Here is a 12,410-nt window from a genome sequence, read left to right on the forward strand (position 1 = left end):
ATACCAACCAAAAATCAAACAATAGGTTGTTTAATTTAAAATTGCTATTCGCTATTTATAGAGAAACAATACCTTCAATAGTAGAGACTTCTAGGTACTTATCAATTATTTCTTGGGAATTTTTCATTTGTACATCAACAGAAACGCTGGTAAATTTACCTGTTTTAGATTTGGTGGTTTTTATAACAGCTCCCAAACAATCAAAAGCTTTTTCAACACGTTCTACATTATCTGCAACTGATGGCACAATAAATTTAAATAAATATAAAGCGGGCCAAGTATTACTATTATCCAGCTCTGCTTTTAACCTAACATAAAATTCTTCGGTTTTCTTATCCATTTTTCATTAAAAATTAAAGCAAAGATACGGTTTCAAATGTAAATTATGAATTATGGATTATTAATTTTTATCAAAAACTACTATTTTAATGCCCTCCATTTTTTCAATTTCCAATAAGTTTGAGTAAGTTTGCGCCTTATTTCCAAAAAGTGCAGAAAGAGATCATCATAATTATCGGCGGACCAGGAACAGGAAAAAGTACTCTAATTGACGGATTAATAACAAAAGGCTTTTGTTGTTACCCTGAAATTTCAAGAGAAGTAACTTTAGAGGCAAAAAAACAAGGTATTGAGCAATTATTCCTTGAAAAACCCTTGCTGTTTAGCGAGCTCCTACTAGAAGGAAGAAAAAAACAATTTATAAGTGCCTTAGAAGAACCACATGAAGTGGTCTTCATAGACAGAGGACTTCCTGATGTTCTAGCTTACATGCATTACATAGGCGACAGCTACCCAGCCTCATTTGATGCTATATGTCGTGAACACACCTATTCTAAAATTTTCATCTTACCACCATGGGAAGAGATTTATGTGAGTGATGAAGCTCGCTATGAAAATTATGAACAAGCTAAATTAATACAAAATCATCTTATTGAAACTTATCAAGGTTATGGCTATGACCTTATTGAAGTACCTAAAGACACCGTGGATAACAGAATTCTTTTTATATTAGACAAAATTTCTAGGTAATTAGATTCTAATTTACGAGCTAGTATTACAATAGCTCTCAATTTGTAATTCAAAATTCTAAAAATGTCTAAAGCATTACAAATCCTCCAAAAATATTGGAACCACGACCAATTTAGATCCCTGCAAAGCGAAATCATCGATTCTGTTTTAAGCGGTCAGGATACTTTTGCTTTATTACCTACAGGTGGTGGAAAATCAGTATGTTTTCAAATACCTGCACTACTAAATGAAGGTATTTGCCTTGTGATTTCTCCGCTCGTTGCCTTAATGAAAGACCAAGTTGCTAATTTGCAAAAACGCAACATTAAAGCCATTGCATTAACAGGAGGCATCAAATCTGATGAGATGATTGATTTATTAGACAATTGCCAATATGGTAATTACAAATTCCTGTATTTATCTCCAGAACGTTTGCAATCTGACTGGGTCTTAGAACGAATAAAAAGTCTCCCTATCAACCTAATCACAATTGATGAAGCACATTGTGTTTCCCAATGGGGACATGATTTTAGGCCCGCTTACTTAAAAATAGCCTCTTTAAAAACTCATTTTCCTAAAACACCCTTTTTAGCACTTACCGCTACTGCAACTCCTAGAGCACAAAAAGATATTATAAATGAATTAGGATTACACCAACCTCAGGTATTTCAAAAATCATTTTCGAGAGAAAATATTGCTTATATGGTTTTTGAAACTGAAGACAAACTCTATAAAATTGAACAAATATTAAAGAAAAACCCGTTTCCCTCTATCGTATATGTTAGAAACAGGAAATCTTGTTTAGAAATTTCTTCTCAATTACAATCTTTAGGATTTCAATCTACTTTTTATCATGGCGGTTTATCAACAAAAGAGAAAGATAAAAACATGCAGCGGTGGATGGACGAAGATGCTCAGGTTATTGTGGCCACAAATGCATTTGGAATGGGAATAGACAAAGCAAATGTAAAGACAGTTATCCACATACAACTTCCAGATAATTTAGAAAATTACTATCAGGAGGCTGGCCGCGCGGGTCGAAATGAGGAAAAAGCATTTGCTGTTTTACTCAGCAGTCCATCAGATGCATTGCAAGCACAGAATCAATTTATAAATAACCTTCCTGATAAAAAATTCCTTAATGAGGTTTATAAAAAAGTATGTAATTACTTCCAAATCGCGTATGGAGAAGGAATCAATGAAGAATATTATTTCAACTTAAATCATTTTTGTACGAAATATAGTTTTCCAATTTTAAAAACCTATAATGCTTTCCAATTTTTAGACAGACAAGGAATTATTAGTTTATCTCAAGAGTTTTCAGAAAAAATAACCTTACAGTTTATTATTCCTTCGAAAGAGGTTATAAGATATACCAGCTTAAACCCAAATGAAGAAGAAGTTATCTTGGCTATTTTAAGAACCTATCCTGGTATTTATGAATTACCAACTGCATTTAATTTGTCACTAATCGCAAAAAAATCAAAAAATGCCGAAAATCAGATATATACTATTTTAAATAAGCTAAAGGAAAAAGGAATTATTGAATACCATGCAAAAAATAATGACGCCCGTCTTGTTTTTAATGAAATAAGAGAGGATGAGAGAACAATTAGTCGGGTATCAAAATATTTAGAAAATCAAAATCAGTTAAAAAAAGACCAACTCCAATCCGTTTTAGAATATGTAACTGACCAAAATAGCTGCAAAAGCAAACAAATTTTAAATTACTTTGGCGAAGATAAAGCAGTAGATTGTGGCATTTGCTCCTACTGCATTCAAAGAAAATATAAAAAAACAGATTTACTAGAAATATCTAATCAAATATTGTTCTTATTAAAGTCTGAACCTTTAAATTCGAGAGAATTACAAAATAAAACCAATAACAATTCAGATGATATTATCTTTGTTATACAGGAATTATTAAAAAAAGACCGTATTATCATTCAATCTAACAATAAATATATCCTTAAATTATAATGGCAAAATTACGAATCGTTTTCATGGGAACCCCAGAATTTGCAGTGGGGATTCTAGACACTATACTTAAAAACAACTACGATGTTGTAGGAGTGATTACTGCTGCTGACAAACCCGCTGGAAGGGGTCAAAAGATCAAATATTCAGCCGTTAAAGAATATGCTTTAGAACATAAATTAACATTACTGCAACCGACAAATCTTAAAGACGAAACTTTCTTAGAAGAATTAAAAGCTTTAAATGCCAACTTACAAATAGTAGTTGCTTTTAGAATGCTTCCTAAAGTGGTTTGGGAAATGCCAGCCTTAGGGACTTTTAACCTACACGCTTCCCTCCTCCCCAATTACCGTGGTGCAGCCCCAATTAATTGGGCGTTAATAAACGGAGAAACTAAAACTGGGGTCACTACATTCTTTATAGACGACAAGATAGATACTGGAGCGGTTATTCTGAGTTCCGAGACAGCAATTGACCCAAATGAAAATGCCGGACAACTGCACGATAGACTAATGCTTTTAGGAAGCGATACAGTTATACGTACATTAGAATTAATTGAAAACAGTAAAGCGATACCAAAAATTCAGCAAGACAGTCCAGATATTAAAACAGCATATAAATTAAATAAGGAGAACTGCAAAATTGATTGGAGCAAGTCGGCTCTGGAAATAAACAATTTAATTAGAGGTTTGAGTCCGTATCCTGCAGCTTGGTGTTTTATATCTGATAATAATGAACCATGGAGTGTTAAGATTTATGATACAAAAATCATTGAAGAAGACCATGATTATCTAACAGGTAAAATTATTTGCACCAAGAAAGAAATGAAAATTGCAGTTAAAGGAGGATACATTCAGGTATTAAGTTTACAGTTTCCAGGTAAGAAAAAAATGAATACGGTTGAATTACTTAACGGAATAGCTTTTTCTGAAATGGCAAAAGCCTATTAACACCAATAAATATAGGGGTTACATAACATTTACTAGAAAATACAGTGGTTTTATCAACAAAAAAAACAAGTTATTAACAAAACGTGCTAAAATCATCCAAAACGCTTGCAAGGAAGGGATTTCCTGCTAAATTTGTGTATTAACAATTATTTTTTAACCAACAATTAATAACTATTATTATGAACAAATCAGAATTAATCGATGCTATCGCTGCAGATGCAGGAATTACAAAAGCAGCTGCTAAATTAGCTTTAGAGTCATTTTTAGGAAATGTAGGAGAAACTTTGAAAAAAGGTGGAAGAGTATCTTTAGTAGGTTTTGGATCTTGGTCAGTTTCAGCTAGAGCTGCTAGAGATGGTAGAAATCCTCAAACAGGAAAAACTATTAAAATTGCTGCTAAAAATGTAGTGAAATTTAAAGCGGGTGCTGAATTAGAAGGTGCTGTAAACTAATTGAAAGTTTTAAAACCTAATATAATAAAAACCCTCCTGATGGAGGGTTTTTTTATGCATTTTAACGATTAAATTTGGCGTTCTTTAAAAATTATTCTTAAATTTAATAAAAAAATTACACTATTATGATTTCAGAAACACTAATAAAAGGGCAACTACTTATTGCTGAGCCTTCTATAATTGGAGATTTATCATTCAATAGATCTGTAATTTTATTAGCAGATCACAATAAAGAAGGTTCAATAGGTTTTATCATTAATAAACCTTTGAAATATAATATCAATGATTTGATACCTGAGATTACTGCTAAATTTAAAATTTATAACGGTGGTCCAGTGGAGCAAGACAACCTTTATTTTATCCATAATATTCCAGAATTAATACCAAATAGTATTGAAATATCAAATGGAATTTACTGGGGTGGTGATTTTGAGTCTACAAAAGATTTAATGAACAGTGGAAAAATTAGTAAAGACAATATTCGATTTTTCTTAGGCTATACTGGCTGGGATGAAAATCAGTTGGAAACTGAAATGAATGCTAATTCTTGGATCATAGCACCAAATAGCCATAAAAATAAAATTATTGGTACTTCGGCAACACATTTTTGGAAGGAACAAATTATTGAATTAGGTGGTGATTACCTTATCTGGTCCAATGCACCTGAAAATCCTTACCTTAATTAATTACCAACTATTAGTTCGTTTAATTTTTCCCAAAGTGTTTTTGAAACTTTAGTCTCAAACTGCTTCTTCCTATATTTTGTAATAGGCTGAATACCCTTGATAACGTTAGTTATAAATAATTCGTCCGCTTTTTGTAGATCGAATGGCGAAATAATTTCTTCTACAACTTCTAATCCTTCCACTTTTTTTGCTATTTCCAATACTTGTTTACGCATCACACCATTTAAGCATCCTTCTGAAACCGGTGGAGTGATTAGTTTTTTGGCGGAAACCATAAAAAAATTTCCTTGTATCGCTTCTACTACATTTTTACTATCGTTTATTAATAGACAGTTATCTAATCCATTTTCATGAGCATAAATACTTGCTGTTGTATTCAAAAGTTTGTTAGTAGACTTTATTGAAGACAACAATTGTTTAGTGATATAAAAATCTTTATATAAGTCCACCTCATAAGCCGTTTCATTAAAAAGATACGATCTTGATTCAATCTCACTGGCATGAATTAAAAAAGAGACCTCATTATTAATTGGCAAGTAATACCCACCATCATTTCTAAAAACAGTGATTCTAGCTCGAGACGAAGAAGCTAGATTAGAATTTTCTACTAATGAAATGATTTGCTCCTCTAAATACTCCATTGTGAAATTCATAGGAATTTCAATTCTAACGACACGCATAGAGGCCATTAACCTAAAATAATGATCTTCTAAAAAAAGAATTTTAGAATCAACAATTTTAACAGTTTCAAAAACAGCATCGCCATATAAAAAAGCGCGATTATTTGTTAGTATATTACTCTCCTCTGATACGATGTTCCCGTTAAAATTGATCATAAAAAAACCCTGAATTTTGTTCAGGGCAAATATAAGTTTTAAAATACAATTTTACTATACAGATCCAATTAGATGTTTCAAGTCAGAAATTTGATTCTCCCACAATTGTTTCGCTTCATCAACCTCATCTTCTTCAGCAAAATCTACCACCATCAAAGAAACGTCTTTAGTCAAATCATCAACTAATATATGAAGTTCAAAAAAGTACTCTGAATCCTTATTTTTATCGTCTACCCATTTAAACTTAACTTTCTCCCCTGTTTTTTTAGAAGCTAGTCTCGCTTTTTCTTCAGAATCATTCCAAATGAAGGTAAAGAACTCGCCACGAGAATTTACATTATCCGCAAACCACTCTGACAAACCTGACGGAGTAGAAATATATTGATATAATAATTGAGGAGAAGAATTTATAGGAAACTCGATTTCGTAACGTATTTTTTGATCCATGAGCTACATTAATTTTTTTTCGAATATATAGAATATATAGCCTAAAAAAAAATCTTTTTAAAAATATTTTTTTTATTTCAAATATGCTTGCAACTTGAAATATTATTTTTATATTTGCACCCGCATTCAAGGGATGGTTATCCACTGAATATTTGGCGAGGTAGCTCAGTCGGTTAGAGCGCAGGATTCATAACCCTGAGGTCACGAGTTCAAATCTCGTTCTCGCTACAAAAACAAACCCTTAAACATCAATTGTTTAAGGGTTTTTTGTTGGAATTAAATGTCGCAAAACGCTTAAACAATCAAAATTTTAGTGCATTCATATCCGCCGCGGCGGACAAAAGTTCAAATCTCGTTCTCGCTACGAAAACAAACCCTTAAACATCAATTGTTTAAGGGTTTTTTGTTGGAATTAAATGTCGCAAAACGCTTAAACAAACTAAATTTTAGTGCATTCATATCCGCCACGCGGACAAAAGTTCAAATCTCGTTCTCACTGCAAAAACAAACCCTTAAATAGCAATGTTTAAGGGTTTTTTGTTGGAATTATGTCGCGTCCTGAAATAACGAAACATAAAAAAAGTGAGGAATCAGAGTGATGAATCTTCACTAAACATTTTTATTTCAAAAGCCCCCTTTTACACTGCTGATAGTATTTGAGTATCTTTAAAATAAGTCTGCAATACCTTTTCACTTTAATATGATCTTATTAACCCCGTTTCTTTTTGCATTACTTGATGCACTCGAGTGATACATGTTTTCCTTTAACTCTTTAAACTTATCTCTTTTTTGATGCCTGCTCCATTTTTGTAATGTGTAAAAGATTTTGAAAGTGAATCCATAATTGTTTTTGTTTGGACTTTTCTTTCAGGTAGTAAAATATAATCATCAGTTAGTTTTTTATCATGATGTCCCATCTCCATTAGTAAGTCAAACAAATCAGAATTTTTTGGAATGTATTTATATAATCCATCAATACTTAAGCTTCGCTCTACTTTTAAGTTTTGGATTCTAAAAAGTTCAAGCCACTAACAGCTACATAGATATCGCTCGACCTTAAGTCAACAATTTCCTCACTACTTCCGCCAGTTAACAAAAAATGTCTAAATCCATCTTTTAAATAAGGTTTAAACATATTTTTCCGCTCCTCCTTGCCTCCCAAAACATATTAAGTATATAAGTATCAACTGCCTTTAGAACTGCAGTAAACTCTTCATTGGTTACAGAATCGATATTTGTTTTTCTTAGCTGTTTTCGAGAATACTTCCTAAAAGGATTTTTCATTTCAATTTCTTCAATACCTATAAGGAATTCAAAAAAAACTCTAAGGGCATTCAAGTATTTATTAAAAGTTTTAGGGCTATAATGGATATCAGCCCAAGAATAAAAATTTAATACATCTTGTCTAATACCATCTTTAATTCTAGTTAAGTCATTGTTATATATTTCTTTAATGTCTTAGCATACTATTTGAAAAATCGAATCAATTCTTTTCGATGCTTATTAGTTAAGTTGTTTATAAATTATGCATACTCACTTTCACCATTTAGATAATGGTCATAATTTATTATTGAATCAACAACTGACTAATTATTCCCTTGTGTTGAATAGTTAACTATTTTTTGATAAGTAGTAGTTCTTAAGTATTTTTCTAAATTAATAGTTTCAATTATTGCATCACTTTAGACCTTACACTCTTTTGAGTTCCTGGGACGTGAACTCTTATTCTATACGAAATGCTTTCAAAATGTATACATTTAGGATTATCTACCCTACATAATTTACAATAATCCTTAATTCCTTTATACTTGTTCCTTGGCTGTACTAACTTACTCATTTCATTAGGTCATTATATAATTTCTAATACCCTGCATTTTTTTTTACCTTGTTCGTTGGACCGAAATCAAACTCAGCATCTAGTTGTAAAACCAAAAGATTATACGCGTCTTAATCTTTAACCATATTCCTGTAGATTTCTTTCCATATTTTAGGATATTTCAATCTTAAGATGTGGGGCTCGTAAAACATTTGGTTTTATTTTTGAAATAATTGCTACTACAAAAAGTATATCTTCTTCACAAATGGCAAAGCGATACTCAATAAGCCGACAAACTGCATGGCTATTAATGCATAAAGTTCGTTTAGCTATAAAAATCGGTGAATTAAACTCGATTGTAGGTGCTGTTTACGTAGATGAATTTGTTTACGGACGAAAAGATAATTTGAAGCAAGGAAGAAGTAATGATAGTAAGAATAAGATAAGTGCAGCTGCTGTTGAAATTGATAAAAAAGCGGTGTAAAAAGAGCTTATAACAAAAGAATTATGGATTATTCTTCTAATGTAAATACAAAGATTTCCTACTGTAATATAGCGCCTCAAGCTAGTGTAAAAACAGATAAATGGACTGGACACAAGCCTTTAAAATACCCTTATAATATCGAACAAATAAAGAGCAATACTTCTATTTTTTTTGAAATGAATACTTTAATTCAACAGGTAAAATCATGGTTGAAAAGTACATATTTATGAATGGATGAACATAATATGGAAAGATACTTAGATGAATATAGCTATCGATTAAACAGGTCAATAAACAAGAAAAGTATATTTGATAATCTAATTATAAGGATGATGATCCAAAATCATATTGGCTTAGAGAATATTACATCAAGTAGGTAATTTTACAGCACTATAACTAAATTAAAGAAAACATACATAATAGAATCCAATTAAAAGACGTAGTGGATTTGGTAAATATGTCAGAATGTATACTTAGGGCAACTTTAATAAATGGTACTCTTTTTTAGACCTCACGCTATCTGCATCTTGTAAACATGAAACAGTTCAAAAGACACCGAGATTATGAATTTTTAGATTAAGATATTCGACTTAGCAAACTAAATAAACTTGGTGACCCATTAGAGAAACTAAACAAATTTGAAAACCTGTTTTGATTGCACTGGTAGAGCAACTAAAGGAAGCTTCTGATAGGGTGTCGAAAAACGGTTTAAAATAGCGATTCTTGAAAGGGATGCGGCACACGGGCGTAGCGAACTCACGAAGTATATAAATTCTAAAAAAAACCGCGAATTCACAATTAGGATCTCAAAAAAATGAAATCAATTGCGAATTTGCGGTTTTATTAAATGCTTGATTACCTACCTAAGCCATTTAGTAACTTATGCATTATAAATTGAAGAACAAACCAAATTGATGGCTGTTTCCAAAAATGGCACTGACTTTGTCTTCTTGAACATAGCCGAAATTGTACCCAATTCCGAGCCCCTTTACATTCAATCCAAAGCCCATATTGATCTGGCCATTATCTACATAACCAACTTGTAGCCAACCTCTTTTTTGGTAATTAAAATTCAAACTATTGGTTAGTTCGTATCGATTGCTTTGTGTTTTCACTAACAAGATGGACGGAACAATATCCAGTTCCTTACCTACTTTAAACTTGTACTCTGTGTAGGCTGTGACTTCATTGTTGTACGGTTTTTCCTTACCTACAGAAGGAAGTGCCATCGAGAACTGGAAGTTTTTAAACTTGTACACAAAACCAAGTTCTAAGCCTAATTTGTTTTCATAGACATTCTCTCCAGACAAATAAGGATCATTTAAATCCACAAAACTATTTGGCGTAAAGCCGTTTTTAAAATCAATATTTTGCTGATTAAAACTCAGTCCAAAACCAACGGATAAGGTTTGGTTTTCGGACAAATCCACCCGATAAGCGAAGGCTTGTTTAATTTGCATCTGCGAAAAACTACCTGCAGCTATTTTAGTAAATACTGTTGCTGTTGCTAACTTACTTCCCAATGGTAAATCAAGGGTTACTTGCTGCCATTTGAGTGTATTAGCATCTTCGACTTTGTTTGGAGTTGATCCTATTACAAGTGATATGCGCGTTTTATCGAGCTCGCCGGCATAGGCAACATTGACACCCACCTTATTTTGCTGAATTAAGCGATTGTTTAATTGGTACTGCGCCTTACCCGAAGAGATAATGAACAAGACAAGAACTACACTGTACACTATTTTTTTTGTTATATATTTCATTGATTTTTTAATTATTGATCATTTACAAAGTTTAACTTATGATTGTTTGAAGTTGCCACAAACTAATTGTAAACTAGTCTAATAAGCTCTTTATAAACACGTTCTCTGTTGCTTGGATCTTTTCCTGTAAAATATAAATAATACTCTCCTTCTGGCAATCCATTACCTATCCAGTCATTTTTATAATCGCTCGTACTGAAAACCATTTGACCTTTAGAATTGTAAATTGTCAAAATATAATTACTGTACAACTGTATATTATTAATGAGTAATCTATCGTTGAGACCATCTCCATTTGGTGAAACCAAATTGTTGTACATCAAAGTATCATCAACTGTAAACTCAATCGTTACGTTTACAGTAACGGTATCAGACAGTTTAGGAGTACCATTATCTGTTACTTTAACGGTAAAACTGTAGCTCGTTTTGTTTTTAGGATCAATCGTACCATCAAAGCTTATGATTCCGTCTTTAGTAATGGTAAAAGGAACTTGCTGACCCGGACTAATTTCCCAACTTAGGACGCTATTTGCATCCACATCTGTTGCTTCTAATTTGCCAACAACAGCAGCAGCATTTGATAATCCCGACAACACAAAACCTACTGCATTTGATCCTACATTTTTAGTAATAACCGGATTCTCGTTTACGTCTAAGGCGTAAATCGTCATTTTCTCAGTTACTTCTCCTCCTCTTTGATCATTACTAATAAGCTCAAAATTAAAAACATTTTGCTTTTCGAAATCTAAACTTTTCTTTAACACCAACTGATCACCTACAAGATCAAAGTTCAAATAATCAGAACCGCCTATAAAAAAACGGTATATGCTAGTATCCTTGTCTTGATCCTTAGTCTTTAATGTTCCTATAACAGTACCTGCAGGAACGTTTTCACTGATTTTATCATTGCTTATTGTGATTAAAACAGGACTATCATTGATGTCATTGATGGCAATAACATAGGTACCATACAGTACTTCGCCTAGGGTATTTTGTGCCTTTACACGAATTTTGTAACTGTTTTTAGTTTCAAAGTCAAACATTTCTTTAGACTTCAAGCTATTTCCTGTGATTTCGAATGAGGCATTATCCTCACCGTCCTGACCATCAACTAACGTTAAGGCAAATACAGTACGGTTTTCCTTAACGACCGTAAAGTCACCCACTACAGTAGCAACAGGCAAGTTTTCGTCAATATTTGCTTTAGATAAGGTAAAAATCGTTGGCAATTTATCATCTAGTACCGTGATAGTAAAAGGTTGCTCTAAAACATCTCCACGACTGCTTACTGCTTGCACGCGAATTTTGTAAATGCTTTTTGCTTCGAAGTCAAAAACGCTTTTCACTTTTAAACTATTTCCTGTAATATCAAAAGAAGCATTATCATCTGCACCCACACCTTCGATCAAAGTTAGTATGAATTCATTTCTATCTTCCTTAATCACCGTAAAGTCCCCCACTACGGTAGCAACAGGCAAGTTTTCGTCAATCGTTAATTTTGACAAGGTAAAAACCGTTGGTAATTTGTCGTCAAGTACCGTGATGGTAAATGCTTGTTCTAAAACATCTCCACGACTGCTCACTGCTTGAACGCGAACTTTGTAAATATTTTTTGTTTCGAAGTCAAAAATGCTCTTCACCTTCAAACTATTTCCTATGATTTCGAATGAAGGATTATCCTCACCGCCTACGCCGTCAATTAATGTCAAGGCAAATGCAGTGCGGTCTTCCTTAAGGACTGTAAAGTCACCCACAACAGCTCCCACGGGTTTGTTCTCGTCAATAGTTGATTTAGATAAAGTAAAAACTGTAGGTAACTGATCGTCTAGAACTGTTATCGTAAAATTTTGCTCTAAAACATCTCCACGACTACTGACTGCATGAACGCGAATTTTATAAATATTTTTAGTTTCAAAGTCAAAAATGCTCTTCACCTTCAAACTATTTCCTATGATTTCGAATGAAGGATTATCCTCACCGCCTACGCCGTC

11 protein-coding genes, 1 tRNA gene and 1 pseudogene are annotated in these 12,410 nt (G+C 32.7%); 7 read left to right on the plus strand and 6 right to left on the minus strand.

Going from position 1 to position 12,410, the window contains the following annotated elements:
- Positions 1-55: 55 nt before the first annotated feature.
- Entirely contained in the window at positions 56-340 is a 285-nt protein-coding gene (locus tag ACEN2K_RS06195; RefSeq protein ID WP_441758455.1) for a DUF493 family protein, read from the minus strand.
- A 119-nt stretch (positions 341-459) separates the two neighbouring features.
- On the opposite strand from ACEN2K_RS06195, the gene ACEN2K_RS06200 reads away from it, so the two are divergent.
- The 5 genes from ACEN2K_RS06200 to ACEN2K_RS06220 all read left to right on the plus strand — a co-directional run bounded on the left by ACEN2K_RS06200 (position 460) and on the right by ACEN2K_RS06220 (position 5,073).
- Entirely contained in the window at positions 460-1,029 is a 570-nt protein-coding gene (locus tag ACEN2K_RS06200; protein ID WP_441758456.1) for an AAA family ATPase, read from the plus strand.
- Between the two features lie 63 nt (positions 1,030-1,092).
- Positions 1,093-2,988: a RecQ family ATP-dependent DNA helicase gene (locus tag ACEN2K_RS06205; RefSeq protein WP_441758457.1), complete on the plus strand. Its 1,896-nt coding sequence runs from the start codon at positions 1,093-1,095 to the stop codon at positions 2,986-2,988.
- Positions 2,988-3,935, plus strand: coding sequence for a methionyl-tRNA formyltransferase (gene fmt, locus ACEN2K_RS06210; RefSeq protein ID WP_441758458.1), 948 nt, complete (start codon positions 2,988-2,990; stop codon positions 3,933-3,935). The genes ACEN2K_RS06205 and fmt overlap by 1 nt, the downstream gene beginning before the upstream one ends.
- Before the next feature lie 179 nt (positions 3,936-4,114).
- Entirely contained in the window at positions 4,115-4,387 is a 273-nt protein-coding gene (locus ACEN2K_RS06215) for an HU family DNA-binding protein (protein ID WP_441758459.1), read from the plus strand.
- A 125-nt stretch (positions 4,388-4,512) separates the two neighbouring features.
- Positions 4,513-5,073 (plus strand): YqgE/AlgH family protein, encoded by a 561-nt coding sequence (locus ACEN2K_RS06220; protein ID WP_441758460.1) that lies wholly within the window; start codon positions 4,513-4,515, stop codon positions 5,071-5,073.
- On the opposite strand, the gene ACEN2K_RS06225 is transcribed toward ACEN2K_RS06220, so the two are convergent.
- Positions 5,070-5,909, minus strand: coding sequence for an aminotransferase class IV (locus ACEN2K_RS06225; protein ID WP_441758461.1), 840 nt, complete (start codon positions 5,907-5,909; stop codon positions 5,070-5,072). The two genes, ACEN2K_RS06220 and ACEN2K_RS06225, sit on opposite strands and share 4 nt — an antisense overlap.
- 54 nt (positions 5,910-5,963) lie before the next feature.
- Entirely contained in the window at positions 5,964-6,356 is a 393-nt protein-coding gene (locus ACEN2K_RS06230) for an START-like domain-containing protein (RefSeq protein ID WP_441758462.1), read from the minus strand.
- A 154-nt stretch (positions 6,357-6,510) separates the two neighbouring features.
- Between ACEN2K_RS06230 and ACEN2K_RS06235 the strand changes: the two genes are divergently transcribed.
- A tRNA-Met gene (locus ACEN2K_RS06235) sits at positions 6,511-6,584 on the plus strand.
- A 536-nt stretch (positions 6,585-7,120) separates the two neighbouring features.
- Here the strand turns inward: ACEN2K_RS06235 and ACEN2K_RS06240 are convergent.
- Entirely contained in the window at positions 7,121-7,294 is a 174-nt protein-coding gene (locus ACEN2K_RS06240) for a hypothetical protein (RefSeq protein WP_441758463.1), read from the minus strand.
- Positions 7,295-8,359: 1,065 nt separating this feature from the next.
- On the opposite strand from ACEN2K_RS06240, the pseudogene ACEN2K_RS06245 reads away from it, so the two are divergent.
- Positions 8,360-9,036, plus strand: a pseudogene (locus ACEN2K_RS06245) (IS1595 family transposase); the annotation flags it as partial.
- 507 nt (positions 9,037-9,543) lie between these two features.
- Here ACEN2K_RS06245 and ACEN2K_RS06250 read toward each other — a convergent pair.
- Entirely contained in the window at positions 9,544-10,419 is an 876-nt protein-coding gene (locus ACEN2K_RS06250) for a PorP/SprF family type IX secretion system membrane protein (RefSeq protein WP_441758464.1), read from the minus strand.
- 62 nt (positions 10,420-10,481) lie between these two features.
- Positions 10,482-12,410: cadherin domain-containing protein (locus tag ACEN2K_RS06255; RefSeq protein ID WP_441758465.1), on the minus strand; the 1,929-nt coding region annotated here is incomplete at its 5' end.

This window comes from Flavobacterium sp. W21_SRS_FM3, from assembly GCF_052113625.1.
GTDB lineage: Bacteria > Bacteroidota > Bacteroidia > Flavobacteriales > Flavobacteriaceae > Flavobacterium.

What these genes read in the sequence shown, in the direction of transcription:
- ACEN2K_RS06195 (WP_441758455.1), bottom strand. Translation starts at nt 340, where the DNA reads ATGGATAAGAAAACCGAAGAATTTTATGTTAGGTTAAAAGCAGAGCTG.
- ACEN2K_RS06205 (WP_441758457.1), top strand. Translation starts at nt 1,093, where the DNA reads ATGTCTAAAGCATTACAAATCCTCCAAAAATATTGGAACCACGACCAA.
- fmt (WP_441758458.1), top strand. Translation starts at nt 2,988, where the DNA reads ATGGCAAAATTACGAATCGTTTTCATGGGAACCCCAGAATTTGCAGTG.
- ACEN2K_RS06215 (WP_441758459.1), top strand. Translation starts at nt 4,115, where the DNA reads ATGAACAAATCAGAATTAATCGATGCTATCGCTGCAGATGCAGGAATT.
- ACEN2K_RS06220 (WP_441758460.1), top strand. Translation starts at nt 4,513, where the DNA reads ATGATTTCAGAAACACTAATAAAAGGGCAACTACTTATTGCTGAGCCT.
- ACEN2K_RS06225 (WP_441758461.1), bottom strand. Translation starts at nt 5,909, where the DNA reads ATGATCAATTTTAACGGGAACATCGTATCAGAGGAGAGTAATATACTA.
- ACEN2K_RS06230 (WP_441758462.1), bottom strand. Translation starts at nt 6,356, where the DNA reads ATGGATCAAAAAATACGTTACGAAATCGAGTTTCCTATAAATTCTTCT.
- ACEN2K_RS06250 (WP_441758464.1), bottom strand. Translation starts at nt 10,419, where the DNA reads ATGAAATATATAACAAAAAAAATAGTGTACAGTGTAGTTCTTGTCTTG.